We start from the raw sequence: 22,491 nt of genomic DNA, 5'->3' as shown, positions 1-22,491 counted from the left end.
ACCCCGCCCGCATCCACATCCGCCTGGGTGATCACATACGCCGCATCTGCGGTGCACACCACCGACTCGCCCGGCAACAGGGTCGTCGGGTCACACGTGATCGTGATCGAGTTCGCCGCCAGCAGCGGGTCATCGACACTGACCTCGGTCAAGGTCACGTTGCCGGTGTTGACCAGCTCGAACGAGTACCAGATCTCGTCCCCGGCATCGGTCAGAGCGTTGCCGTTGACATCGACCACCTCAGCCGACTTGACCAACGTGTAGGCCGGAACCAGCTCGCCCGGCACATCAGCAGTGTCCGCATCGGTGACCATCCCGCCATCCGGATCGAGACCCGACACGTCCGCCTGGTTGTGGACCTGCCCCGCATCCACATCGGCCTGGGTGACCACATAGGTCGCGGTGCAGGTCAGCTGCTCACCCGGCAACAAGACGGCCGGCTGGTCCGGGTCACACGACAGCTCCGAGATCTCACCCGACCCGGTGAACGAGGTCTCGCTGATCACCACGTCGGTCAACGTGACGTTGCCGATGTTGGTCGCCGTGAAGGTGTAGGTGACCGTCTCACCCGCCACCAGCTCGGTCGCATCCGCAGACTTGACCAGATCGATCCCCGCCACCTGATCGGTGGGCACCAGGTTCTCGTCGGTGGGGTCCTCCGGTTCGGGTGAGCCTGGCGGGACCTGGACCGAACCGGTCGCCACATTGTGCACCCCGCCCGCATCCACATCCGCCTGGGTGATCACATACGCCGCATCTGCGGTGCACACCACCGACTCGCCCGGCAACAGGGTCGTCGGGTCACACGTGATCGTGATCCCCGCATCGGCCAGCAGCGGGTCATCGACGCTCACCTCAGTGAGGGTGACGTTGCCGGTGTTGACCAGCTCGAACGAGTACCAGATCTCGTCCCCGGCATCGGTCAGAGCGTTGCCGTTGACATCGACCACCTCAGCCGACTTGACCAACGTGTAGGCCGGAGCCAGCTCGCCCGGCACATCAGCAGTGTCCGCATCGGTGACCATCCCGCCGTCCGGATCGAGACCCGACACGTCCGCCTGGTTGTGGACCTGCCCCGCATCCACATCGGCCTGGGTGACCACATAGGTCGCGGTGCAGGTCAGCTGCTCACCCGGGGCCAACGTGGCCGGCTGGTCCGGGTCACACGTCAACTCCGAGATCTCACCCGACCCGGTGAACGCCGCCACATCATCCACGATGCTGACATCGGTCAACGTGACGTTGCCGATGTTGGTCGCCGTGAAGGTGTAGGTGACCGTCTCACCCGCCACCAGCTCGGCCGCATCCGCGGTCTTGACCAGATCGATCGCCGCCACCTGATCGGTGGGCACCACCGTGCTGCTCTCGTTCGAAACGACCGAACTCCCATCCGGCGCGGTCGCATCCGCGATCGCGGTGTTCAACACCGCACCAGCATCCACATCGGCCTGGGTGATCACATACGCGGCATCCGCGGTGCACACCACCGACTCGCCCGGCGCCAGGGTCGTCGGGTCACAGGTGATCGTGATCGAGTTCGCCGCCAGCAGCGGGTCATCGACGCTGACCTCGGTCAGCGTCACGTTGCCGTCGTTGGTCACGGTGAACGAGTACCAGATCTCGTCCCCGGCATCGGTCAGAGCGTTGCCGTTGACATCGACCACCTCAGCCGACTTGACCAGCGACGCCGCGGGGACCTGCACCGCCGGCACATCAGCAGTGTCCGTGTCGGTGACCGTCTCACCGTCCGGATCGACCCCCGACACGCTCGCCTGGTTGTGGACCTGTCCGGCATCCACATCGGCCTGGGTCACCACATACGACGCAGTACAGGTGATCGACTCCGTCGGAGCAAGGGTGGCCGGCTGGTCCGGGTCACACGTCAACTCCGAGATCTCACCCGACCCGGAGAACGAGGTCTCGCTGATCACCACGTCGGTCAACGTGACGTTGCCGATGTTGGTCGCCGTGAAGGTGTAGGTGACCGTCTCACCCGCCACCAGCTCGGCCGCATCCGCGGTCTTGACCAGATCGATCGCCGCCACCTGATCGGTGGGCACCACCGTGCTGCTCTCGTTGGAGACGACCGAACTCCCATCCGGCGCGGTCGCATCCCGATCGCGACGTTCTCCACCGCACCAGCATCCACATCGGCCTGGGTGATCACATACGCGGCATCCGCCGTGCACACCACCGAGTCGCCCGGCAACAGCGTCGTCGGGTCACAGGTGATGGTGATCCCCGCATCGGCCAACAACGGGTCATCGACACTGACGTCGGTGAGGGTGACGTTGCCGTCGTTGGTCACGGTGAACGAGTACCAGATCTCGTCCCCGGCATCGGTCAGAGCGTTGCCGTTGACATCGACCACCTCGGCCGACTTGACCAGCGTTAGCTCCGGAGCCTGCGCCTCGATCTCGATGCCGGCCTGGTCGACGTTGATCGTCGGCGCGACCTCGGAGTCCTCCGGGATGTCCGCCGAAGCCGACGCCACGTTCACCCACGGCGAGAGCTCCTGCATCTCCTCCGTGGCGACCACCGTGAACTCGTGTGAGGCGGTCTCGCCCGGGGCGAGCGTGTCGATCGTGAACCCACCCTCCTCCGGGTACCGGTCGTCGTCGACGACGATGCCCGTGAGCGTGCCCTCACCGGTGTTCTCCACGGTGATCAGGTACGTGACCTCGTCGCCGACGATGAACGACGGGTAGTCCTCGACGACCTCCGCGTCACGCCACACCCCGTCTGCGTCCTGCACGTACTTCTTCAGCGACGCCGAGTAGTAGTTCGCCACCGACGTCAGCGACGAGGTCAGCATCGAAAGCTCGGTGTGCTCGGTGCGGCCGTGCGCCCGGTTCACGAGCACATCGCCGCCCGTCGCACCGCTCGTGGCGATCGTGATCGTGAACGACTGCGTCTCGCCAGGAGCGAGCTCGGGGCCGATGACCCGCACCGCGGTCGCATCGGGGGTGAACACGGTGGTCCACCCCACCGTGTTCCCGGTCACGTCCCCGGGCGACCCGTTCGACGGGTCGGCCGGGTCATCGCTGAGCGTCGCCGGATCCGCGGTCGTGTAGTACACCGTCGCACCCGGCAGCGCGGTCACCCCGGTCAGCGTGTACGTGCCGGTGAAGTCGGTGCCGCGCTCGTCGCCGTTGTACGGGAGGATGTCGATCGTGTCGGTGAAGTCCTGCGTCTCGGTGTCGTAGGAACGCAACGTCACCGTCCACGACCCGGTCCCCACACCGTCACCGTCGAGGTTCGGGATGTACGCCTGATCCGCGGTCTTCCCGATCGTCGTCGAACCGCTCTCCGACAGTGTGACGTCGGCAACCTTCGGGATCGCGTTCAGCCCGTCGAGCGATGCGTCCACCCGGTTCCGCAGGATCACTCCCGTCGGGGCGTCCTCCGTCGCGACCGCCTGGAACGTGAAGGCGTGCAACTGGTTGGTCGGCACCCCGTCGAGGGTCCACGTCAACACCTGACGGCCCGAGTCGTGGACCGTGATCGTCGGCTCGCCGATCGACGAGGAACCGGGCACGTACTCCACCCCGAGCGGCAACATGTCCACGATCGTGAACCCGTCCACCGTCTCGGGAGCCGCCGCGTCGCCGTTCGCGGCGTACCCGATCGTGTACACGAACGGCTCGCCGACCTGCACGACCGCACGGTCGACGCTCTTCTCCAGGTACGGCTCCACACCGGCGACCCGGACCACGTCACGCCATGCGTTCGTATGTGGATACCGCGCGCCGGGCGTGGGAGTGATGACCTGGGTGGTGTTGTAGTTCCAGGCGTTGGTGCCGAGCCTGTACGAGCTGAACTGCCAGATGTCCTGCCCGACCGGCGCGTCCGCCTTGATGGTCGGGTAGGTCCGCATGACGATGGAGTGGAACTCGTACAGATCCCCCGTGATCTGGTACGACAAGCGCACTGCCTTGACCGTGCTCAGGTCGGCCGGGAGCGTGGTGGTCCAGCCGCCCGGGTCCAGCTCGCAGTTCGCGGCGAACGTCTCGGGGTCGTAGGTCGCCGACCCCGGCGTGACCGACCCGTGGTTGCCGACGTAGTACCACCTCGTGTACTCGAACTCACCGTCGATCCACCGGCCAGTGCCGTCTCCGAGGTGGCGGCCGGTTCCGTCCTCATTGCTGGTGCCCGGAACGTGCGGATTCGTATCCGAGTAGGTGACGTAGTTGGTGTCGAGTACCGTGCACTGCTGCATCTGCAGGCCGAGGTTGTTCGAGTTCGTGTGGAGCCGACTGTGGTTGTTCACGGAGAGCGTCGTGCCGGGTGCCGCCCAGTACGTGTAGTCCCAGTTCGTGCCCCCCTGGCCGGTGTGCACCCGCATGTACGCCGACGCCCAACCGCCGGGGAGGGCGAACGTCTTGGACACGGTGTTGTTGCCACCGTCATCGGTGTAGGTCGCGCCCGACACCGACGTGTACGTCGGCGTCGAGGAGGTCAAGCTGATGCTGCCGGCGGTGGTGGCCGGCATGTCGAAGACGATCCGGCCGCTGGCGATGGCGGAGCGATCGGTCGGAAGGAGGTTGCCGCCCGAGTCCATCGTCGGGACCTGCGTCAGGGAGTAGTCGATCCCGGTCAGCGTCATCGTGAACTGGTTCGCCACCCCGGTCGAGGTCAGCGTGCAGGTGTCCACGTACGGCGCGGTCTGCTCGGGCGGGAAATCGCCTGCTGACCACGGGTGCCCGGACGCCATGTCGAACTGGAACGGCACGCACGCGAGCGCGGTGATGGTCCCGCCGGTACTCGGGTCGAGGTCGAGCGTGTACGAGACCGAGTTCGGGCCGGCCTCGCTGCCGTTCAGCAGGTTCAGCGTCCACTGGTAGTCGACCCGGATCGTCGTGTCGTTGTTCAACCACCGGGCCCACGAGGTCGGGTTCTGCCAGGTGATGTCCATCCCGAAGTCACCCGTGATCTGGATCGTCGTGTCCGGCGACGCCGTGAGCTCCCCGATGTCACCAGACAGGCCCAGCTCGTCGCCGACCGCGCCGTCGACGACGACCGGGATCTGCGCGACGACGGCAGTGCCCATGTTCAGCGTGCCGAGGTTGCACGTGAGCGCCGTGCCGTCGGCGGAGATCGACGAGGGTGTCGTCACCTCCTCGGTCAGGCAGGGGCCGGGGATCGAAGTGAACACGCCGTTGGTCGCCGTCACCGTGAACGTCACGTCATCGACTGGATCATTCGATGGCGCTGCCGCGTCATCGTTGACGCTGATCCGCCACTCCGACACCACCGACTCGCCCGACCGAGCCTGCGTCAGCTCCCCGTCCGCCCAGCGTGCCGTGATCTCGTACACCGGGTTCGCCTGCGCATGCGAGGCAAGAGCACCCAAGCCGACCAGCCCGTGCAGGAGGCCCAGGACGACGGTCACCAGGAGGCACTTGAACGCCACCGTCGCCCCTTCCGAGCCCGAACCGGGCCGACGTCGCCTGGCGAGAAGGGGGCCGCCACGCTTCCGGCCACGGCTGAGTCGTGCCGGTCGCCGACCGGCCTGGGACGCAGTGCTCATCTGGCTCTTCTCCCCCGCGCGCCCCCGTTGGACCCGCGTTTGCGCGGGATCGTAAGCCGCACCAAATCTCACGTCCAGTGGTTGTTCCACCACAGACAGTGACACGCTCCGCGTCCGCTACCTAGCCGCAGCGGGGACGGCCGTCGCCAAGACGTCGGTGAGGACGAACCCCCGCGGCCCCGCACCGTGTGCCAGGTAGAGCACCAGCAGCGCGGCGCGGCGCGGCGCAGGGTGGGGGCACGCAGCGGGGTCGAGTTCGTCGCCGTCGAGGCGGACCTCGAGCACCACCTCGTCCGCCGGCGTCTCGAGCGGCAACCCCTCACCGAAGGCGCCGAGGTCCCCGTTGACGGTTGGCTACCGCCGGGTGAACTCGGCGGTCGTCGTGGCGTACAGCAACCGGGGCGGACGAGCCGCGCCGACGACCGCCCGCGTGGCCCAGCGCGAGACCGCCGCGTGGTCGAGGTGCCCGGTCGCGCCGTCCGGCCCGAAGGTCACTACCGTGTCCGGCTCGACCGCCGCCAGGGCCGCCGCGATCCGGTCGGTGCCGTTCCGGTCGTCCGCCTGGTCGAGCGTGCCGTCGACGTACCCGAGGAACCGGTGATCGGTGACGCCGGCCGCCGCGAGCGACGCCCGCAGCTCGAGCGCCCGTCGCCGTCCGAGGCGCTCCGGCGGCCACGCCGCCGGATCGGACGTGCCGCGCTCGCCCGGGGTCGCGGTGACGCACGCGCCCCGGTGGCCGCGGTCGACCGCCCGGGCCATCAGTCCGGCGGAGAGGAAGGCTTCGTCGTCCGGGTGCGCCCAGACGCCGAGGATGGTGCCGAGGTCGTCGGTGTCGAGCATCACGCTGCCCCGCCCCGCCCGCGACCGCCCGCGCCGGCACCCGCGGTCAGCACGTCGGCCTCCGTAGGGGCGTCGAGACCGAGGAGGTGGGTGAGCTCGGGACGGACCGCGGCGCTGACGTCGAGGAACATCCCTCGCAGCTCGCCCGGCTCCCAGTCGTACGCGGCGATCGCGTCGGAGAGCCGCAGCAGCTCGCCGGCGAAGCGGTCGCGGGTGTCGTGGTACCCGGCGAGGGCTGCGTCCAGGGCACGCGCGCTGCCGGCAGCACCCACGACGGCCCGGGCCAGGAGCTCGGCGTCCCGCAGGGCGTCGGTCATGCCGTGCGTGGTGAGGGGATCCTTGAAGAACCCGGCGTCGCCGACCAAGGCCCAACCGCGCCCCCAGGGTTGGCGGAGGTAGCCGGGTACGCCAGCGAAGCCGCGGATGGGCCCGTGCCGTACGCCCGCGTCCAGGGCGTCGGCCCAGTCGGGGGCGAGGACGCCGAGCACGCCGGTCATGCCGAGGGCCGGCTCTCGACGCTGGTCGGTGAACCCGGCGGCGGGGGTCGCGACCCAGCAGCACGCCCGTCCGTCGTTGGTCGGGATCAGCCCGGCTGCAGCCCCGGGGCCGTACCGCACGTGGTACCCGTCGACGTCGACGCCGGACCAGTGACCGACGACCATCGCGCTGGCGTGCACGCCGGCGGCGTACGTCCCGGCCCCGACCTGTCGGGCGACGAGGGAGCGGATGCCGTCGGCGCCGATCGTCACCGGCGCGGTCGCGGTCCAGCGTTCGCCGTCCTCACCTCGAGCCTCGATGCCGACCACGCGGCCGTCGTCGTCGCGCAGCAGGTCGGTCAGGCACGTGCGGAAGCGGACCTCGGCGCCGGCGCGGACCGCAGCGTCGACCAGGAGCCGGTCGAGCACCGTGCGTCGGGGCGCGAACAGGGCCGGCACGTGCGGCCCGGGTTGCACCTCGACCGTCTCCTCCGTCGTGCCGTAGCGCAGGACGGTGCGGTGGACGGGCGGTGTGCCGGCCGCGACGAGCTCGTCCAGCAGCCCCCACCTGCTGAGCTGCAGCACCCCGCCGCGCATGAGCGCATGCGTGGACAGGGTGTCGCTGCCGTACCGGTCGCGGTCGACGACCAGGACCCGCAGGCCGGAACGGGCGAGCAGCATGGCGGTCGAGGCACCCGCGACGCGGGCACCCACCACGATGGCGTCGTAGCGGTCGGTGGGCGGCACGGCAGCGCTCCGGTGTCGGATGGCGACCACCGTCGCGGCCGGAGCACCCGGACACGTCGGCGACCGCCACCCACATCGGAAGGTGCCGTCACCTACCTCAGCCGCCGCCGGCGGCGCGCCGCTTGTTGTAGACGTCGAAGGCCACCGCGAGGAGCAGCACGAGCCCGCGAACGACGGCCTGGAGCGACTGGTTGACGCCCATCAGCTGCATGCCGTTGGCCATCGTGCCCATGATCAGACCGCCGACGATCGCGCCGACGACGGTGCCGACACCACCGGTGACCGCCGCGCCGCCGATGAAGACCGCCGCGATCGCATCGAGCTCGAACATGTTGCCCGCGGCGGGCTGCGCCCCGTTGGAGCGCGCCGAGTAGACGACCCCGGCGATCCCGGCGAGGAACCCCATGTTGACGAAGATCCAGAAGTTGACCTTCTTGACCTTCACGCCCGACAGCTTGGCGGCGCTGAGGTTGCCGCCGATGGCGTAGACGTGGCGGCCGAAGACGCTCTTCTTGGTGACCGCGACGTACACCAGGATCAGCACGGCGAGCAGGATCAGCACGATGGGCAGACCACGGCTGCGCGACAGCTGGTAGGCGAACGCCATGACGACGGTGCCGATGAGGGCGATCTGCAGGGCGAACAGCGGGAAAGTCGGGACCGGCTGGTCGTACTCGATGCGGCGACGACGGTTCCGGTAGGCGTTGACCGCGTAGCCCGCGACGGCGACCGCCCCGATGACGACGGTGAAGACGTCGAAGCCGTCCCCGCCGAGCAGGCCGTTGATGAACCCGCTGGCGATGCGCTGGTACTCGGCCGGGAACGGCGACAGCGAGATGTTCCCCAGCACCTGGAGGGTCAGCCCGCGGAAGATGAGCATCCCGGCGAGGGTGACGATGAACGCCGGGATCCCGACGTAGGCGACCCAGAACCCCTGCCAGGCCCCCACCAGCAGACCGGTCCCGATGGCACCGAGCACGCCGACCCACCAGGGGAACCCCTGCTGGATCACCAGCACGGCCGACACCGCACCGGTCAAGGCCACCACCGACCCCACCGACAGGTCGATGTGCCCGCCGATGATCACGATGACCATCCCGATGGCGAGGATCAGGATGTAGGAGTACTGCAGGACGATGTTGCTGAGGTTGCCCGGACTCAGCAGCACCCCGCTGGTCAGGACGGCGAAGAACGCGACGATCGCGACGAACGCGACGTAGATCCCGCTCTGACGCAGGTTGCCCGTCACGAGCTCCTTGATGTTGAGCAGCGCCGTCATGAGACCTCGTCCTTCACCATCGTCATCAGTTCCATGAGCCGTTCCTGCGTCGCCTCGGCGGCGGGCAGCTCACCGGTGATCCGGCCGGCGGACAGCGTGTAGATGCGGTCGCAGATGCCGAGCAGCTCCGGCAGCTCCGAGGAGATGACCAGCACCGCCTTCCCAGCCTCCGCGAGTCGGTTCACGATCGTGTAGATCTCGAACTTGGCCCCGACGTCGATGCCGCGCGTGGGCTCGTCGAGGATCAGCAGCTCGGGGTCGGTGTAGAGCCACTTGCTCAGCACGACCTTCTGCTGGTTGCCGCCGGACAGCTTGCCCACGACCGACATCACGGATGGTGCGCGGATGTCGAGGTCGCGGCGGTAGCGCTCGGCGACGGCGATCTCCTGGTTGCCGTCGACCCAGCCGTTGTGCGACAGCTTGCCGAGCGCCGATGCGCTGATGTTGCGCCGGATGTCCTCGATGAGGTTCAGGCCGTAGCGCTTGCGGTCCTCGGTGGCGTAGGCGATGCCGTGGCTGATGGCCGCGTCGACGGTGTGGGTGTCGACCTGCTGGCCGTGCATGTAGACCTGGCCCGACACGTCGCGGCCGTAGGTGCGGCCGAAGATGCTCATGGCCAGCTCGGTCCGGCCGGCACCCATCAACCCGGCGATGCCGACGATCTCGCCGGCTCGGACCGACAGGTTGGCGCCCTCGACGATCACCCGGCCCGCCTGGGTGGGGTGCATGACGGTCCAGTCCTCGACCCGGAAGACCTCCTCACCGAGCGTCGCCTGACGCTCCGGGTAGAGGCTGTCGATGTCGCGGCCCACCATCCCGCGGATCATCCGACGCTGGTTCGAGTCGGGGTCGGACATGTCGAGGGTCTCGATCGTCCGCCCGTCGCGGATGATCGTGGTCGCGTCCGCGATCTCGAGCAGTTCGTTCAGCTTGTGCGAGATCATGATGCAGGTGATGCCCTCGGCCCGCAGCTGACGGAGGAGGCCGAGCAGGTGGGCCGAGTCCTGATCGTTGAGCGCGGCGGTCGGCTCGTCGAGGATCAGGAGCTTGACGTCCTTCGACAGGGCCTTGGCGATCTCGATCAGCTGCTGCTTGCCCACGCCGAGCTGACCGACCGGCGTCGTCGGGTTCTCGTCGAGGCCGACGCGCTGGAGCAGCTCGCCGGCCATGCGGTTGGTCTCGTGCCAGTCGATGACGCCGCGGCGCGACTGCTCGTTGCCGAGGAAGATGTTCTCCGCCACCGAGAGGTGCGGGATGAGCGCGAGCTCCTGGTGGATGATCACGATCCCGAGCGCCTCGGAGTCGTTGATCGACTGGTGCTCGACGGGCTCGCCGTCGAACACGATCTCGCCGGTGTAGGTGCCGGCGGGGTAGACGCCCGACAGGACGTTCATCAGGGTGGACTTCCCGGCGCCGTTCTCGCCGCAGATCGCGTGGATCTCACCTCGCGCGACGGTGAGGTTGACGTCCTCGAGGGCCTTGACCCCGGGGAACGTCTTCGTGATCTCGCGCATCTCGAGGATGTGGCCCATGCCTCACCTCCTTCTGGGAGCGGCGGGTGGGAGCCGTGGGGGCGGGCAGGTCGTCCTCCCGCCCCCACGGCCAGCTGGTCAGGCCTGACCCGCCTCGACCTGCGCGTCGGTGTAGTACCCGGAGTCGACGAGCAGCTCCGCGATGTTGCCCGCGTAGACGATGTCGGATTCGAGCAGGAACGACGGGACGACCTTGACACCGTTCTCGTAGGTCTCGGTGTCGTTGGCCTCCGGCTCCTCACCGGACAGGTAGGCCTGCGCCGCGATGACCGCCTGGACGGCGAGCTTGCGGGTGTCCTTGAAGATCGTGGCGAACTGGACGTCGTCGGCGATCAGCTTGACCGAGGCGATCTCGGCGTCCTGACCGGAGACGATCGGCATGCCGTCCGCCGTGGTCGGCCCGTAGCCGGCGTTCGTCAGCGCGGTGATGATGCCGCGCGAGATGCCGTCGTAGGGCGAGAGCACGCCGTGGAGCTCGGTGTCGCCGGCGTACGCCGCGGTGAGCAGGTCCTCCATCCGCTTCTGGGCGGTCTCCTGGCTCCACCGGAGGGTGGCGGCCTGCTCGATGTCGGTCTGGCCCGAGGGGACCTCCAGGGTCCCTGCGTCCAGGTAGGGCTGGAGGGTGTCGATGGCACCGTCCCAGAAGAAGTGGGCGTTGTTGTCATCGAGCGATCCGGCGAACAGCTCCACGTTGAACGGACCCTCGGCGTCGCCGTCGGAACCGTCCTCGTTCAGCACCCCGAGGCCGACCAGCAGCGACGTCGCCTGCTGGACCCCGACCTGGTAGTTGTCGAACGTCACGTAGAAGTCGACGTGCTCGCTGTCACGGATCAGCCGGTCGTAGGAGATGACCGGGATGCCCGCGTCCGCGGCCGCCTGCAGCTGACCAGCGAGCGCAGTGCCGTCGATGGCCGCGATGATCAGGGCTTCGACACCCTGGGTGATCATCTGGTCGATCTGCTGCGACTGGGTCGGGATGTCGTCGGCAGCGAACTGCAGCGACACCTCGTACCCGGCCTCCTCGAGACCCTCCTTGACGGCGGCGCCGTCGGCGATCCACCGCTCCGAGGTCTCGGTGGGCATCGCCACACCGATCAGGCCACCGTCGCCGCCGGGTTCTGCACTGGCCTCACCTGCATCGCCGCCGCCCGCGCCGTCGCCGCTGCACGCGGCGAGGCCGAGGGCGAGGACGAGCCCTGCCGCCATCGTTCGGACCATCTTGTTGCGCATCGTGCTTCTCCCTAGATGTGCCTGCTGCGGACGGGGCCCGGTCGGGTCCCGTGGTCCTCGGCCGAGCAGGCACCGGTCGAGGCGGATCGCCACCGCTGGTCAGCGGAGGACGTGGGTCTCAGCGTCGGATCACACCCCTCCTGCCAACCGGTAGTACGCCTGGTTCCAGCGCAGCTCCTTGGCGAAGCCGCGGGTGGTCGTGTCGCGATCGATGATCGCCAGCTCGACGCCGGCGATCTCGGCGAGGTCCTCGAAGACCGAGGGCTCGAGCGCCGTGGTCAGGACGGTGTGGTGCGCTGCCCCGGCGGTGAGCCAGCACTCGGCGGAGGTGGCCAGGTCCGGGTGCGGTTGCCACACCGCCCGCGCGACGGGCAGGTTCGGCAGCTCGGCGTCACCAGGCACCACGTCGACGACGTTGGCGGTCAGCCGGAAGCGGTCGCGCAGGTCCGACATGGCGACCACGAGCCCCGGGCCCGGGTCGGTGTCGAACACCAGCCGGACCGGGTCCTCGCGGTCCCCGATGCCGAGGGGGTGGATCTCGAGGCGGGGCCTGGCGGTGGTCAGCGAGGGACAGATCTCGAGCATGTGCGCACCGAGGATCTTCTCGCGACCCGGGCTGAGCTCGTAGGTGTAGTCCTCCATCAGGGAGGCACCACCGGGCAGGCCGTAGCCCATGACCTTCGCCGCGCGCACGAGCAGGGCCGTCTTCCAGTCGCCCTCGGCGCCGAACCCGTAGCCGTCGGCCATGAGGCGCTGCACCGCGAGGCCCGGCAGCTGGCGCAACCCCCCGAGGTCCTCGAAGTTGGTGGTGAACGCCTCGAACCCGCCCGCCTCGAGGAAGGACCGCAGCCCGAGCTCGATCCGGGCGCCGTACCGCAGCGAGTCCCGCCGCGCGCCGTCCTTGCCGAGCTCGGGAGCCACGTCGTAGAGCGTGTCGTACTCGGCGACCAGCGCATCGACGTCGGCCTCGCTGGCGGCGTCGACCGCTTCGACGAGGTCGTTGACGCCCCAGGTGTTGACCGACACGCCGAACCGCAGCTCGGCCTCCGTCTTGTCGCCCTCGGTCACCGCGACGTTGCGCATGTTGTCGCCGAACCGGGCCAGCCGCAGCTGCTGGACGGCGTGCCAGCCGGCAGCAGCACGCGCCCAGCTGCCGACCTTCGCCTGCACCAGCGGGGAGGTCGCGTGGCCCACCACGGTCTTGCGGGCGATCGCCAGTCGGGTGGCGAGGTAGCCGAACTCCCGGTCACCGTGGGCGGCCTGGTTGAGGTTCATGAAGTCCATGTCGAGGTCCGCCCACGGCAGCTCGACGTTGGCCTGGGTGTGCAGGTGCAGGAGGGGCTTGCGCAGCGCGTCCAGCCCGAGGATCCACATCTTGGCCGGAGAGAAGGTGTGCATCCACGCCACGACCCCGAGGCAACGGTCGTCGCTGTTGGCGTCGAGGGCGGCCCGGCGGATGGCGTCCCGGTCCTTGAGCACCGGCTTCCACATGATCCGAACCGGGACGTCGTCCGCAGCGTCGAGGTACCCGGCGACCTGCTGCGACTGTTCGGCGACCTGCTGGAGCGTCTCGGGTCCGTACAGGTCCTGGCTCCCGGTCAGGAACCAGATCTCGTTGCCGGCGAACGGATCCCTCATACCGGCGGCTCCTCGGGCAGACCCTGGGGCTGGCCGTAGACGTGCTGGTAGCGGTCGTGCAGCGCGTCGATGTCCGACGCCGCGATCTCGAGGGGCTGGCCGAGCTGGCGGGCGAGGTGCACCGTGCGGGCGACGTCCTCGCACATCACCGCAGCCTTGACCGCCGCCCGTGCATCGCGTCCGATGGTGAACGGCCCGTGGCTGCGCATGAGCACGGCCGGGGACCGCGATCCGCGCAGCGTGTCGACGATGCCGCGACCGATGGAGTCGTCCCCGATGAGCGCGAACGGCCCGACGGGGATGTCGCCACCGAACTCGTCGGCCATCGCCGTCAGCACGCACGGCACCGGCTCACCGCGTGCGGCCCAGGCCGTCGCGTACGGCGAGTGGGTGTGCACGACGCCGCCGACCTCGGGCATGTGGCGGTAGACGTAGGCGTGGGCGGCGGTGTCCGAGGACGGTCGGAGCTGGGCGGGCGTGCCGTCCTCGATCTTCGTGCCGTCGAGGTCGCACACCACCATGCGGTCGGCGTCGAGCTCGTCGTAGGAGACCCCGGACGGCTTGATCACGAACAGCTCGAGGTCCGCGACCCGCTCGGAGACGTTACCCGCGGTCCACACCACCAGGCCGTTCCGGGGCAGCTCGGCGTGCAGCGCGGCCACCCGTTCCCGCGCCGCCGCCACCCGCTGCTGGGCGTCGCCGTCGAGGTCGGTCAGCCGGACGGTCATCACGCCACCTCCGCGGGAGCGGCAGCTGGCGCGCTCAGCGCGTCGCGGCGGATCGCCTTCAACCGGCGCATCACGTCGTTGCCGCCGCGACCGAAGTGGTCGTGGAGCGCGGTGTACTCGGCGTACAGGGCGTCGTAGCGCAACGCGGCGTCCTCGTCGGGGGTGTAGGCCGCGACCACGCGTCGACCCATCGACCGGGCAGCTTCGCGGACGTCGCGGTAGGCACCTGCAGCGACCGCCGCGTGGATCGCAGAGCCGAGCGCCGGCCCCTGGTCCGAGGTGATCGTCGACAGCGGGAGCCGGGTGACGTCGGCGTACAGCTGCATCAGGAAGCGGTTCTTGAGCAGGCCACCGGCGACGATCAGCTCGGTCACCGGGACGCCGGCCTCTCGGAACGCCTCGACGATGGTCCGCGTCCCGAACGCCGTGGCCTCCAGCAACGCTCGGTAGACGTCCTCGGCCCGCGTGGCGAGGCTGGCCCCGACCAGCAGCCCGGACAGTTCGTGGTCCACCAGCACCGACCGGTTGCCCGAGTGCCAATCCAGGGCCACGAGCCCGTGGGCACCGACGGGCTGCGCGGCGGCGAGCTCGGTCAGCAGCTCGTGGAGCGAGATGCCCCGCTCCGCGGCGGTGGTGGCGTAGGAGGCCGGGACCTGGTGATCGACGTACCAACCGAAGATGTCACCGACGCCGGACTGACCGGCTTCGTAGCCCCAGTACCCCTCGAGGATGCCGCCGTCGACCACACCGCAGATGCCGGGCACGGCCGCCAGCCGGTCGCCGTTCATCACGTGACAGGTCGAGGTCCCCATGATCGCCACCATCTGACCGGGTTCCACGGCGTTCGCGGCGGCGGCCGTCACGTGCGCGTCGACGTTGCCGACCGCGACGGCGATGCCCTCGGGCAGTCCCGTCCAGGCCGCCGCGTCCGCGGTCAGCCGACCGGCGAGCTGGCCGAGCTGCCCGATCTCGTGGGCGACCTTGGTGTCGGCGAAGTCGGCGAAGTCGGGGTGGAGGTCGGCGAGGAACCCGCGGGAGGGGTAGGCACCGTCCTGGAGGATCCCCTTGTAGCCGGCGCTGCAGGCGTTGCGCACGTAGCGCCCCGTGAGCTGCCAGACGATCCAGTCGGCCGCCTCGACCCAGTGCTCGGTGGCGTCGTAGACCTCGCGGTCCTCCTCGAGCAGCTGGAGGCCCTTGGCGAACTCCCACTCGGAGGAGATCGCGCCGCCGTACCGGCTGATCCAGTCCTCGCCGCGGGCGTGGGCCAGCGCGGTGATGCGATCGGCCTGGCCCTGCGCGGCGTGGTGCTTCCAGAGCTTGACGTAGGCGTGGGGCCGGTCGGTGAAGGCCGGCAGCTCGCTGAGCGGGGTGCCGTCCGCCGTGGTCGGCACCATCGTGCACGCGGTGAAGTCGGTACCGATGCCGATCACCTGGGCGGGATCGATCCCGGCGGCGTCGATGGCGGCAGGGACGGCGTGCCGCAGGACGTCGACGTAGTCCCCAGCGACCTGCAACGCCCAGTCCGGCGGGAGGCGGTGCCCGTCCCCCGCGATCAGCACCGTGTCCATCACGCCGTGGGGGTAGGGGTGGACCGCGCTCGCCAGCTCCTGACCGTCGCGCACGCGCACCACGACCGCGCGACCCGAGAGGGTCCCGTAGTCGACACCGACGGTGACAGCTGCGTTGCGGTCCACCGAGCTCTCCCTCGCGTCGTGCTCGCGGTGACGGCCCTCCCGGTCCGCCAGGCCCCAGCCAGGTCGGGGACCGTTGCGTCCGGCCTGACTGACGCCGTACGTGAACAGATGTTAACGCTCACATGACGAGGATGTTAGCGCTCACATCGCCCCTCGCACCAGGACCTCAGCCCTCGGCTGTGCGCCCGGACGGCCGCCGGCGTCACCGCGGGAGGCGGGGCGCGCAGCCACCGCGACCCGATCCTCAGCCGACGGCCCGACAGGAGGCACGTACGACCAGCTCCGGCGCGATCAACGTGCGGGAGGCGGGAGCGCCGTCGAGCGCCGCGAGCAGCACCTCGATCGAACGTTCTCCCACCGCGGCGAACGGCTGGCGCACTGTGGTGAGCGGTGGCTCGAAGAACCCGGCCCCCTCGACGTCGTCGAAACCGACGAGCGAGACATCCTCGGGACGCCAGCGGTCTCACCGCGCAGCCCCCACACGATGCGGCTGCCACCGAGGGCGACGAGATCCACTTCACGGGTCACGCCGGGCTCGAAGCGCACCGAGGTCCCGGCCGGGACGTCGAGGCGGAAGCCACGCGCCGCCGCGCGGTCGAAGACGAGGGCGGGGTTCGCCTCGGCGACGTGGTAGTGCGAGCCGACCTGGATGGGGCGGTCGCCGGTGTTCTCGACCGTCAGCCGACGCGTGGCCCGGCCGGCGTCGAGCTCGATCGTTCCATCGGCCGGCAGCACCTCGCCGGGCCGGACCGGGGCGACATCGTCCACGCTCGACTCCGCGATCACGTGATGGGGTCGTGCAGGGTGACGAGCTTCGTACCGTCGGGGAACGTCGCCTCGACCTGGACCTCGTCGACGAGTTCGGCGATGCCGTCCATGACGTCGTCGCGGGTGAGGACGCGACGGCCGGTGTCCATCAGCTCGGCGACGGTCCGACCGTCGCGAGCGCCTTCGAGCACGAAGCAGGTCAGAATCGCGACCGCTTCCGGGTGGTTGAGCTTCAGGCCCCTGGCGCGGCGTGCCTCGGCCACCTGCCCGGCGACGTGGACGCGCAGCTTCTCCTGCTCGTGTGGGGTGAGTCGCACCGCCAGCCGCTCCTCGGATCGATGGCGGCGACCCTACGACGGTCGTGTTGCACCACGTTTCGTCGTCTCGGCCCCGGCGTCGAGCGGTCCGCGGGCGAACATGAAGGGGTCGGCGACGTGTCCGTCGCCGACCCCTGCCCCAGCCGATCCTCCCCAGGATCGGCGGCCCCCGTGTTACCCCCAGCTCGCTGCCCGGCTCCGGGTCGAGCTCGGCCCCGCATCCGCTCCGCTCCGGCACCTCGGGTCTCCCCTGGCGGCGACCCGCTCCGGTGCCTCACCTCTCCAGAGCGACAGCCGTGCCCGGTGATACGTCTCGCATTCGACCGTGAGCTCAGCGCACGGTCGCGCGCGTCAGACGCGTACCCACGCGGTCTCCGCGGTCAGCGCCCCGTCGGCCCACACACAGCGGAGGCTGACCGGCCCAGCCGGTACCTCGACGACGAAGCGGCCGAGCTCGTCTGTGGCGGTCTCGGCCCACGTCACCCGGGACGATCCCGAGCCCGGGTCGTCCTGGCGGTACACCGTCAGCGCCACCTCCGTCGCGGGCACGCACTGACCGACCAGCCGGCGGCGTGCGCCCTCCTGGACGACCTCGAACTCGATCTGTGCCGAGCCGGCGTCGAAGGTCACGTGCCGGGCGGCGGGGGCGTGCGACCGCAGGCCGACGAGCGGCCGGTCCACCTCCGAGTCGAAGACGAGCTCGGCGAGCTCCGCGTCCAGACGCAGGTGGGCGAGCATCGACCGCGCCGCCAGCACGGCATCGTCGGGGACCGGGTCCAGGTGCGCCGCGGCTGCGCGCAGACGACCGAGCAGCCGCTCGTCGAGGGGCTCCTCGTCCGGCGGCGCCTCGCCCTGCGGGTCGTGGTCCATGATCCCTCCTATCCACCCGGAGTCGTCGCCTCAGGCGCTGATACCTCGTGTGCGCAGGTGCTGACGCAGCCGGGCGAGGCACCGGCCGCGGGTGGGGCCGATGCTGCCGACGGGGATGTCGAGGGCGGCGCTCACCTCGTCGTAGGTCGGCGGCGGATCCGCCATGAGCACACGCAACAGCGCACGGCATCGCTCCTCGAGCTCGTCGAGTGCCGCCCACAGCTCGGCGTCGCGCTCGGCGTCGAGGACGGCCACCTCGACGCCGTCGCTGTCGTCCTCGATGGCATCGAGCTCATCGTCCGGGGCCGAGCGGTTGCGGTCCGCCTGCTGCAACAGCCGGAGTGATTCGTGGCGTGCGGTGGTGGCGAGCCACCCGCCGAGTGCCCGGGGTTCACGGATGCGGTCGAGGTGCTCGACCAGGCGTAGCCAGGTGGTCTGGAAGGCGTCCTGCGCATCGGCGTCGGCGAGCCGGTGGGCGCGGAGCACCGACCAGACGAGGCCCGAGAACTGCTCGACGAGCGCGTCGAACGCGTCCTGGCTGCCCTGCGCCGCCGCGCGGACCCGCTCCTCGACAGCAGCCCTGTCGACGTCCGATCGGGTCACCGGTACTCCTCGTCGCGTCCCCCGTCCGCCGCAGCCTCACCGCCGGACGCTAGCGAAGCGCCGACCACGACGAACGCTGCTCGGACCGCCCGCGCGGCGGGATCGTCACGCGGTGGCGCGGCGATGGCTTCGGCCAGTGCGCGCTGTGGCGAGGCGCCGCGGGCCAGACGCTCGTGGAGGTCGACCATCAGCGGGCCGGTCGCCTCGTCGGGGATCTCGATCACCGGCGCGATGACGCAGGCGACACCTCGTCGCAGCAGGATGCTGCTGAGCCCGAGCACGGCGTCACCCTGCAGCGTCGTGGTCGCGGCCCCTTCACAGCTCGAGAGCACGAACAGGTCCGGCAGTCGCTGCAGTCCCTCGAGCTCGTACACGGTCAGCGGGCCATCGGTCAGCTGCAGCAACGAGAACAGCGGGTTGTCGGCCCGGAAGACGCCGTGCGCCGCGAGGTGCACGATGCTGGCTTCCTGCATCGCGGCGAGCACGGCAGCGACGGTCGCATCGGGCCCGGCGAGCACGTTCGCATCGGGCCGGGAGGCCGCCAGAGCGTTGACCTCGGAGACCCCGCCGGGGAGGCCCGGACCGGCGACCAGCAGCGCCGGCCCGTCGCGTCGCTGCTGGGCCGCGGCGGACAGCCATGCGCCGGCCGACGGGGCGACGACCGGTACGTGACCAATGGCCGCGGCGAGGGTCGCCCAGGGCATGCCGTCGAGCACGGCCGTCGGCACGACCACGAGCCCGTCGGGGTCGAGCCGGTCGAGGCCGAGCAGGCCGACCAGTTGCTCGGCCGACCGGGTGAGCGACACCTCGGCGGCTGCCAACGATGCGGCGGAGCCGTGGCCGTAGGCCAGCCGACGGACCGCAGCGCGAAGGTGGGCGATGCTGGTCCGCACCTCCTCGACGGGGCCGAGCCGGTGGTGGCGTGTGGCCTGCGGGGTGACGGCCAGCACGTGCAGGTCGTCGTCGAGGACGAGGTAGGCCGCCAGCGTGCGGCCTCCCAGCGTCCGACGGAGCGCAGCAAGGTCGAGCCGCAGGCCGACCGCGTCGCCACGCTCGTTGACCACCGCGCGGGCACGATCGCGGACGCGGCGCTCGACCCGGGCGCGGGCGCTGGCGGTCGGTTGGGCGTCCCGGCCGCCGCGGGCGGCGTCACGCTCCTGCTCATCGAGGCGTCGCAACTCGGCCAGGTCGTCGGCGATCCGAGGGTCGTCGTGCGGGCGCGGTGACACCCCGACGTCCGTGGCACGCACGCGGTCGAGCGCACGCAGCGCTTCGGCCGGCCGGCGATCCTGCAGCGCGAGCCGGACCGCCAGGCGCACGAGGTCGGTGGTGTGAGTGGCCGCGTGAGCGCGCAGTTCGGCCGATCCGAACACCAGCCGTGACCGGTCGAGCAGGTCCAGGCCGGCCGAGACCGCTCGACGGGCTCCGCGGCGGTCGCCGGCTCCGACCCGTACCAGCGCGGTCGCGTACCAGTGCTGCGCCCGGGCCAGCGCGGGCGCTCCACGGGAGACGCCTCGCACGTGTTCGAGGATGTCGCGCGCCTGGTCGGGGCGGCCCGCCGCCAGCGCCTGTCGCGCGGCGACGAGCCGCGCCACACGCGCCTCGGTCGCCCAGCCCCCGGCCTCCAGGTCGTCGGCCAGTGGATCCGCCGCATCGATGCCGGCCGAGGGGCTCCGGTCCACACCGCGGGACGTGCCGGTGGGCGACGGGTCGCGCGCGTCGTGAGCGGGCTGGCTCGCCCGGGCGGCGAGCGCGACGTAGCGCGCGTGCAACTCCCACCCCTCGCGCCCGCTGGCGCGAAAGCGCTCGCGGACACGGTCGGCGAGCTGCGCGGCGCGGGCGTGCTGGCCCCCCAGCACACACAGGCGTGCGATGAGGAGGTCGGCCTCGGCACCGTTCACCTCGTCGCCGCTCAACGCCCGCGCTGCTGCCTCGGCCCGCTCGATCGCTTCGTCGAAGAGCCCCGCATCGGCCAGTACCTCGGCGCGGTCGGCGTCGAGCACCGCCAGGGCTCGTGCGTCGCCGAGCTCACGCAGCACCCCGTCGGCCTCCTCGAGCCGGGCGAGCGCATCGGGCAGGTGGCCCTGCCGACCGGCGACGAAGCCGAGGTTCTGCAGTCCGAGCGCCGTCGCTCGCGTGCTGCCGAGCTGGCGTGCCAGCTCGACGGAACGTTCCAGGTCGCCACGGGCGGCGGTCAGCTCGCCGCGGTAGGCGTGCAGCACGCCGCGGTTGCTCAACAACCGCGATTCGGCGGCTCGATCGCCTGCGGTTCGCAGCTGGGGCTGGGCCCGGTCGTAGGCGCCGAGCGCCTCGTCCTGGCGACCCAGGCGCTGGAGGATGAGACCGCGCTGCATGTGGTTGCGTGCGGCCTCGACACCGTCGAGGGCGGTCGCGGCAGCGTCCGTCACGGCGAGAGCTCGATCGGTGTCGCCGAGGTGGAGGAGCACCACGGACAGGCTCGAGCGGATCATCGCCGCGGTCCGTGCGGCGCCCGAGGCGGTGGCGAGCTCGGCGGCCGCGTGCAGCTCGTCGCAGGCCGCAGACAGCTCACCGAGCTCCCGTCGTGCGAGGCCCAGCGCCCAACGGACGTGGACGACGGCACGCGGGTCGTCGGCGTAGCGGGTGAGCAGTCCGCCAGCACGGCGGCGGTAGCCGACCGGATCCGCCTGCGCCTCGTCCACCAGCCTGTCGACAGGATCGACGTCACTGAGGGTGGTCATGGTGGCAGAGTAGGCAGGGGCAGACGGGTCCGACGCCGAGACAGGGGTCCAGCATGGCCACCAAGCACGATGGCAACGACGGCGACGCACAACGCCGCGCCGCGGTCGTCGAGGAGTTCGAGCGGCGCAGGGTCGGCGTCGCCGGCGGCGCGTCGCCCTTCGCCTACCGTCGCGATCAACTGCTGCTGAGTGCCGCTGACCTGGAGCGAGCGGGTCGGGTGGCGGGCTTCCGGGAACGCCAGGTTGCTGACCCCGAGCCACTGGAGGCGGCGGACGGTGAGGTCGTCCGCGTCCGGGTCCGCGAGGAACGCATCGCGACCCGGGAGCTACGCGCAGCGGGTGTCGCCGCGCAGCTCAACCACGTGCTGTTCACCGACAGCGGGACGTCGCTGTGGGCCAACCCGGCGTACCAGGCGAACCCCGCGTACCAGGCGAACCCCGCGTACCAGGCGAACCCCGCGTACCAGGCGAACCCCGCGTACCAGGCGAACCCCGCGTACCAGGCGAACCCCGCGTACCAGGCCAACCCGCTGGTCGCGTGCACGACCGCGATCCCGGCGACACCCCTGCCGTCGTGGCCGCGACCCAAGGGGCCGGCGCCGCTGATCGCGGTGCTCGACTCCGGCCTGCAGACCGAGGGTGAGCGGACCGACGAGACGCGCGTGTCCGGCGACAGCCGGGTACCCCGCCACGCCGGGCTGCAGGCTCACGTGGTCATGCCCGACACGTGGCGGCTGCTGCCGCTGGACGACGACCCACGAGCCGACGAGGACATCCCCGACGAGAACCGGGACACCTACCTCGACCGTGCCGCCGGCCACGGCACCTTCATCGCGGGGCTCGTCGCGCGGTTGTGCCCGAGCGCGGACGTGCGGACGGCCGCCGCGGTGTCGAGCTTCGGTGACGGCGACGACTTCACCCTGGCGCGCGCGCTCGGCGACGTCTTCGCGGACGCTCGCCCGTCGGTGGTGAACATGTCCTTCGGCGGGCACACCGAGCACGACGAGCCACCGCTGGCGATGGAGGCCATCACACGGCGCCACGCGACGCGGGATGGCGACACGGTGCTGGTGGCCTCGGCGGGCAACAGCGCGTCCTGCCGGCCGAACTGGCCCGCAGCGTTCCGCGACGTCATCGCGGTTGCCGCGCTCGACGCCTGTGGCGGACCGGCCTGGTTCACCAACTACGGCCACTGGGTCGACGCCTGCGCTCCCGGCGTCGACGTGGTCAGCACGTTCCTGCACCACGACGGCCTGGACGTCGACGGGACGCGGCTCGAGCGGTTCGACGGGTGGGCGAGCTGGTCGGGCTCGTCCTTCGCGGCACCGAAGGTCGCGGCTGCGATCGCCCGGGAGATGGTGGTCAGCGGCCTCGAGCCGCGGGCGGCGGCACACTGCGTCGTCGACGCCCACGGCCTCCACCGCATCCCGAACCTCGGCGCGGTCGTGAACCTCGTGTGACGTCAGGCGGCGTGGCCGCCGGCCTCGCTGACAGGGTCGGCCCCACGCCACCAGGCGTG

Annotated in this window: 16 protein-coding genes and 2 pseudogenes; 1 reads left to right on the top strand and 17 read right to left on the bottom strand. The window is 70.6% G+C overall.

Annotated features, from left to right (window positions below; all coding sequences use genetic code 11):
* The 17 genes and pseudogenes from NITAL_RS28855 to NITAL_RS04885 form a co-directional block, all read right to left on the bottom strand.
* Positions 1–2,000 (bottom strand): DUF11 domain-containing protein (locus NITAL_RS28855; protein WP_245617718.1); only part of this gene is annotated, 2,000 nt, incomplete at its 3' end.
* Complete coding sequence (locus NITAL_RS04955) at positions 1,940–5,413, bottom strand: DUF7507 domain-containing protein (protein ID WP_052665041.1); 3,474 nt, start codon at positions 5,411–5,413, stop codon at positions 1,940–1,942. The genes NITAL_RS04955 and NITAL_RS28855, both read right to left, overlap by 61 nt.
* A gap of 234 nt (positions 5,414–5,647) precedes the next feature.
* Positions 5,648–5,845 (bottom strand): hypothetical protein, encoded by a 198-nt coding sequence (locus tag NITAL_RS04950; RefSeq protein ID WP_052665040.1) that lies wholly within the window; start codon positions 5,843–5,845, stop codon positions 5,648–5,650.
* Between the two features lie 39 nt (positions 5,846–5,884).
* A complete protein-coding gene (locus tag NITAL_RS04945; protein WP_245617717.1) occupies positions 5,885–6,370 on the bottom strand; it encodes a PIG-L deacetylase family protein in 486 nt (161 codons plus the stop codon).
* Positions 6,370–7,593 carry an NAD(P)/FAD-dependent oxidoreductase gene (locus NITAL_RS04940; RefSeq protein ID WP_083441232.1) on the bottom strand — a complete coding sequence of 408 codons (1,224 nt, stop codon included), beginning with the start codon at positions 7,591–7,593 and terminating at the stop codon, positions 6,370–6,372. The genes NITAL_RS04945 and NITAL_RS04940 overlap by 1 nt, the downstream gene beginning before the upstream one ends.
* A 97-nt stretch (positions 7,594–7,690) precedes the next feature.
* The gene (gene mmsB / locus NITAL_RS04935; protein ID WP_052665038.1) at positions 7,691–8,872 is read right to left on the bottom strand and encodes a multiple monosaccharide ABC transporter permease; all 1,182 of its coding nucleotides are present in this window, start codon (positions 8,870–8,872) and stop codon (positions 7,691–7,693) included.
* On the bottom strand, positions 8,869–10,404 hold the full coding sequence (gene mmsA, locus NITAL_RS04930) for a multiple monosaccharide ABC transporter ATP-binding protein (protein ID WP_052665037.1): 1,536 nt from the start codon (positions 10,402–10,404) through the stop codon (positions 8,869–8,871). The genes mmsB and mmsA overlap by 4 nt, the downstream gene beginning before the upstream one ends.
* Positions 10,405–10,482: 78 nt before the next feature.
* Complete coding sequence (gene chvE / locus NITAL_RS04925; protein WP_052665036.1) at positions 10,483–11,634, bottom strand: multiple monosaccharide ABC transporter substrate-binding protein; 1,152 nt, start codon at positions 11,632–11,634, stop codon at positions 10,483–10,485.
* A gap of 129 nt (positions 11,635–11,763) precedes the next feature.
* Positions 11,764–13,272: an L-arabinose isomerase gene (araA, locus tag NITAL_RS04920; protein ID WP_052665035.1), complete on the bottom strand. Its 1,509-nt coding sequence runs from the start codon at positions 13,270–13,272 to the stop codon at positions 11,764–11,766.
* Positions 13,269–14,000, bottom strand: coding sequence for an L-ribulose-5-phosphate 4-epimerase (locus NITAL_RS04915; RefSeq protein WP_052669431.1), 732 nt, complete (start codon positions 13,998–14,000; stop codon positions 13,269–13,271). The genes araA and NITAL_RS04915 overlap by 4 nt, the downstream gene beginning before the upstream one ends.
* Positions 14,000–15,694 carry a ribulokinase gene (araB, locus tag NITAL_RS04910; protein WP_052665034.1) on the bottom strand — a complete coding sequence of 565 codons (1,695 nt, stop codon included), beginning with the start codon at positions 15,692–15,694 and terminating at the stop codon, positions 14,000–14,002. Before araB ends, NITAL_RS04915 begins: the two co-directional genes overlap by 1 nt.
* 244 nt (positions 15,695–15,938) lie before the next feature.
* Positions 15,939–16,085: pseudogene (locus NITAL_RS29355) on the bottom strand (substrate-binding domain-containing protein); the annotation flags it as partial.
* Positions 16,086–16,147: 62 nt separating this feature from the next.
* Positions 16,148–16,462, bottom strand: a pseudogene (locus NITAL_RS29350) (urease subunit beta); the annotation flags it as partial.
* 14 nt (positions 16,463–16,476) lie between these two features.
* The gene (locus tag NITAL_RS04900; RefSeq protein WP_052665033.1) at positions 16,477–16,779 is read right to left on the bottom strand and encodes an urease subunit gamma; all 303 of its coding nucleotides are present in this window, start codon (positions 16,777–16,779) and stop codon (positions 16,477–16,479) included.
* A 351-nt stretch (positions 16,780–17,130) separates the two neighbouring features.
* Positions 17,131–17,649 (bottom strand): hypothetical protein, encoded by a 519-nt coding sequence (locus NITAL_RS04895; RefSeq protein WP_052665032.1) that lies wholly within the window; start codon positions 17,647–17,649, stop codon positions 17,131–17,133.
* Between the two features lie 30 nt (positions 17,650–17,679).
* Positions 17,680–18,252: an RNA polymerase sigma factor gene (locus tag NITAL_RS04890; protein WP_052665031.1), complete on the bottom strand. Its 573-nt coding sequence runs from the start codon at positions 18,250–18,252 to the stop codon at positions 17,680–17,682.
* Positions 18,249–20,972: a CHAT domain-containing protein gene (locus tag NITAL_RS04885; protein ID WP_157041619.1), complete on the bottom strand. Its 2,724-nt coding sequence runs from the start codon at positions 20,970–20,972 to the stop codon at positions 18,249–18,251. The genes NITAL_RS04890 and NITAL_RS04885 overlap by 4 nt, the downstream gene beginning before the upstream one ends.
* Before the next feature lie 53 nt (positions 20,973–21,025).
* Between NITAL_RS04885 and NITAL_RS28850 the strand changes: the two genes are divergently transcribed.
* Positions 21,026–22,432 carry a S8 family peptidase gene (locus NITAL_RS28850; protein WP_052665029.1) on the top strand — a complete coding sequence of 469 codons (1,407 nt, stop codon included), beginning with the start codon at positions 21,026–21,028 and terminating at the stop codon, positions 22,430–22,432.
* Positions 22,433–22,491: the final 59 nt, after the last annotated feature.

It is taken from the genome of Nitriliruptor alkaliphilus DSM 45188, assembly GCF_000969705.1.
Classification (GTDB): Bacteria; Actinomycetota; Nitriliruptoria; order Nitriliruptorales; family Nitriliruptoraceae; genus Nitriliruptor; species Nitriliruptor alkaliphilus.
The sequence above is the reverse complement of the archived record's forward strand: the minus strand, read 5'-3'. Positions and strand labels throughout refer to the sequence as shown.

Bases quoted from the DNA above. Each gene is read 5' to 3' on its own strand.
- NITAL_RS04945 (WP_245617717.1), bottom strand. From the start codon at position 6,370: ATGCTCGACACCGACGACCTCGGCACCATCCTCGGCGTCTGGGCGCAC.
- mmsB (WP_052665038.1), bottom strand. From the start codon at position 8,872: ATGACGGCGCTGCTCAACATCAAGGAGCTCGTGACGGGCAACCTGCGT.
- mmsA (WP_052665037.1), bottom strand. From the start codon at position 10,404: ATGGGCCACATCCTCGAGATGCGCGAGATCACGAAGACGTTCCCCGGG.
- chvE (WP_052665036.1), bottom strand. From the start codon at position 11,634: ATGCGCAACAAGATGGTCCGAACGATGGCGGCAGGGCTCGTCCTCGCC.
- araA (WP_052665035.1), bottom strand. From the start codon at position 13,272: ATGAGGGATCCGTTCGCCGGCAACGAGATCTGGTTCCTGACCGGGAGC.
- NITAL_RS04915 (WP_052669431.1), bottom strand. From the start codon at position 14,000: ATGACCGTCCGGCTGACCGACCTCGACGGCGACGCCCAGCAGCGGGTG.
- NITAL_RS04895 (WP_052665032.1), bottom strand. From the start codon at position 17,649: ATGGACCACGACCCGCAGGGCGAGGCGCCGCCGGACGAGGAGCCCCTC.
- NITAL_RS04885 (WP_157041619.1), bottom strand. From the start codon at position 20,972: ATGACCACCCTCAGTGACGTCGATCCTGTCGACAGGCTGGTGGACGAG.
- NITAL_RS28850 (WP_052665029.1), top strand. From the start codon at position 21,026: ATGGCCACCAAGCACGATGGCAACGACGGCGACGCACAACGCCGCGCC.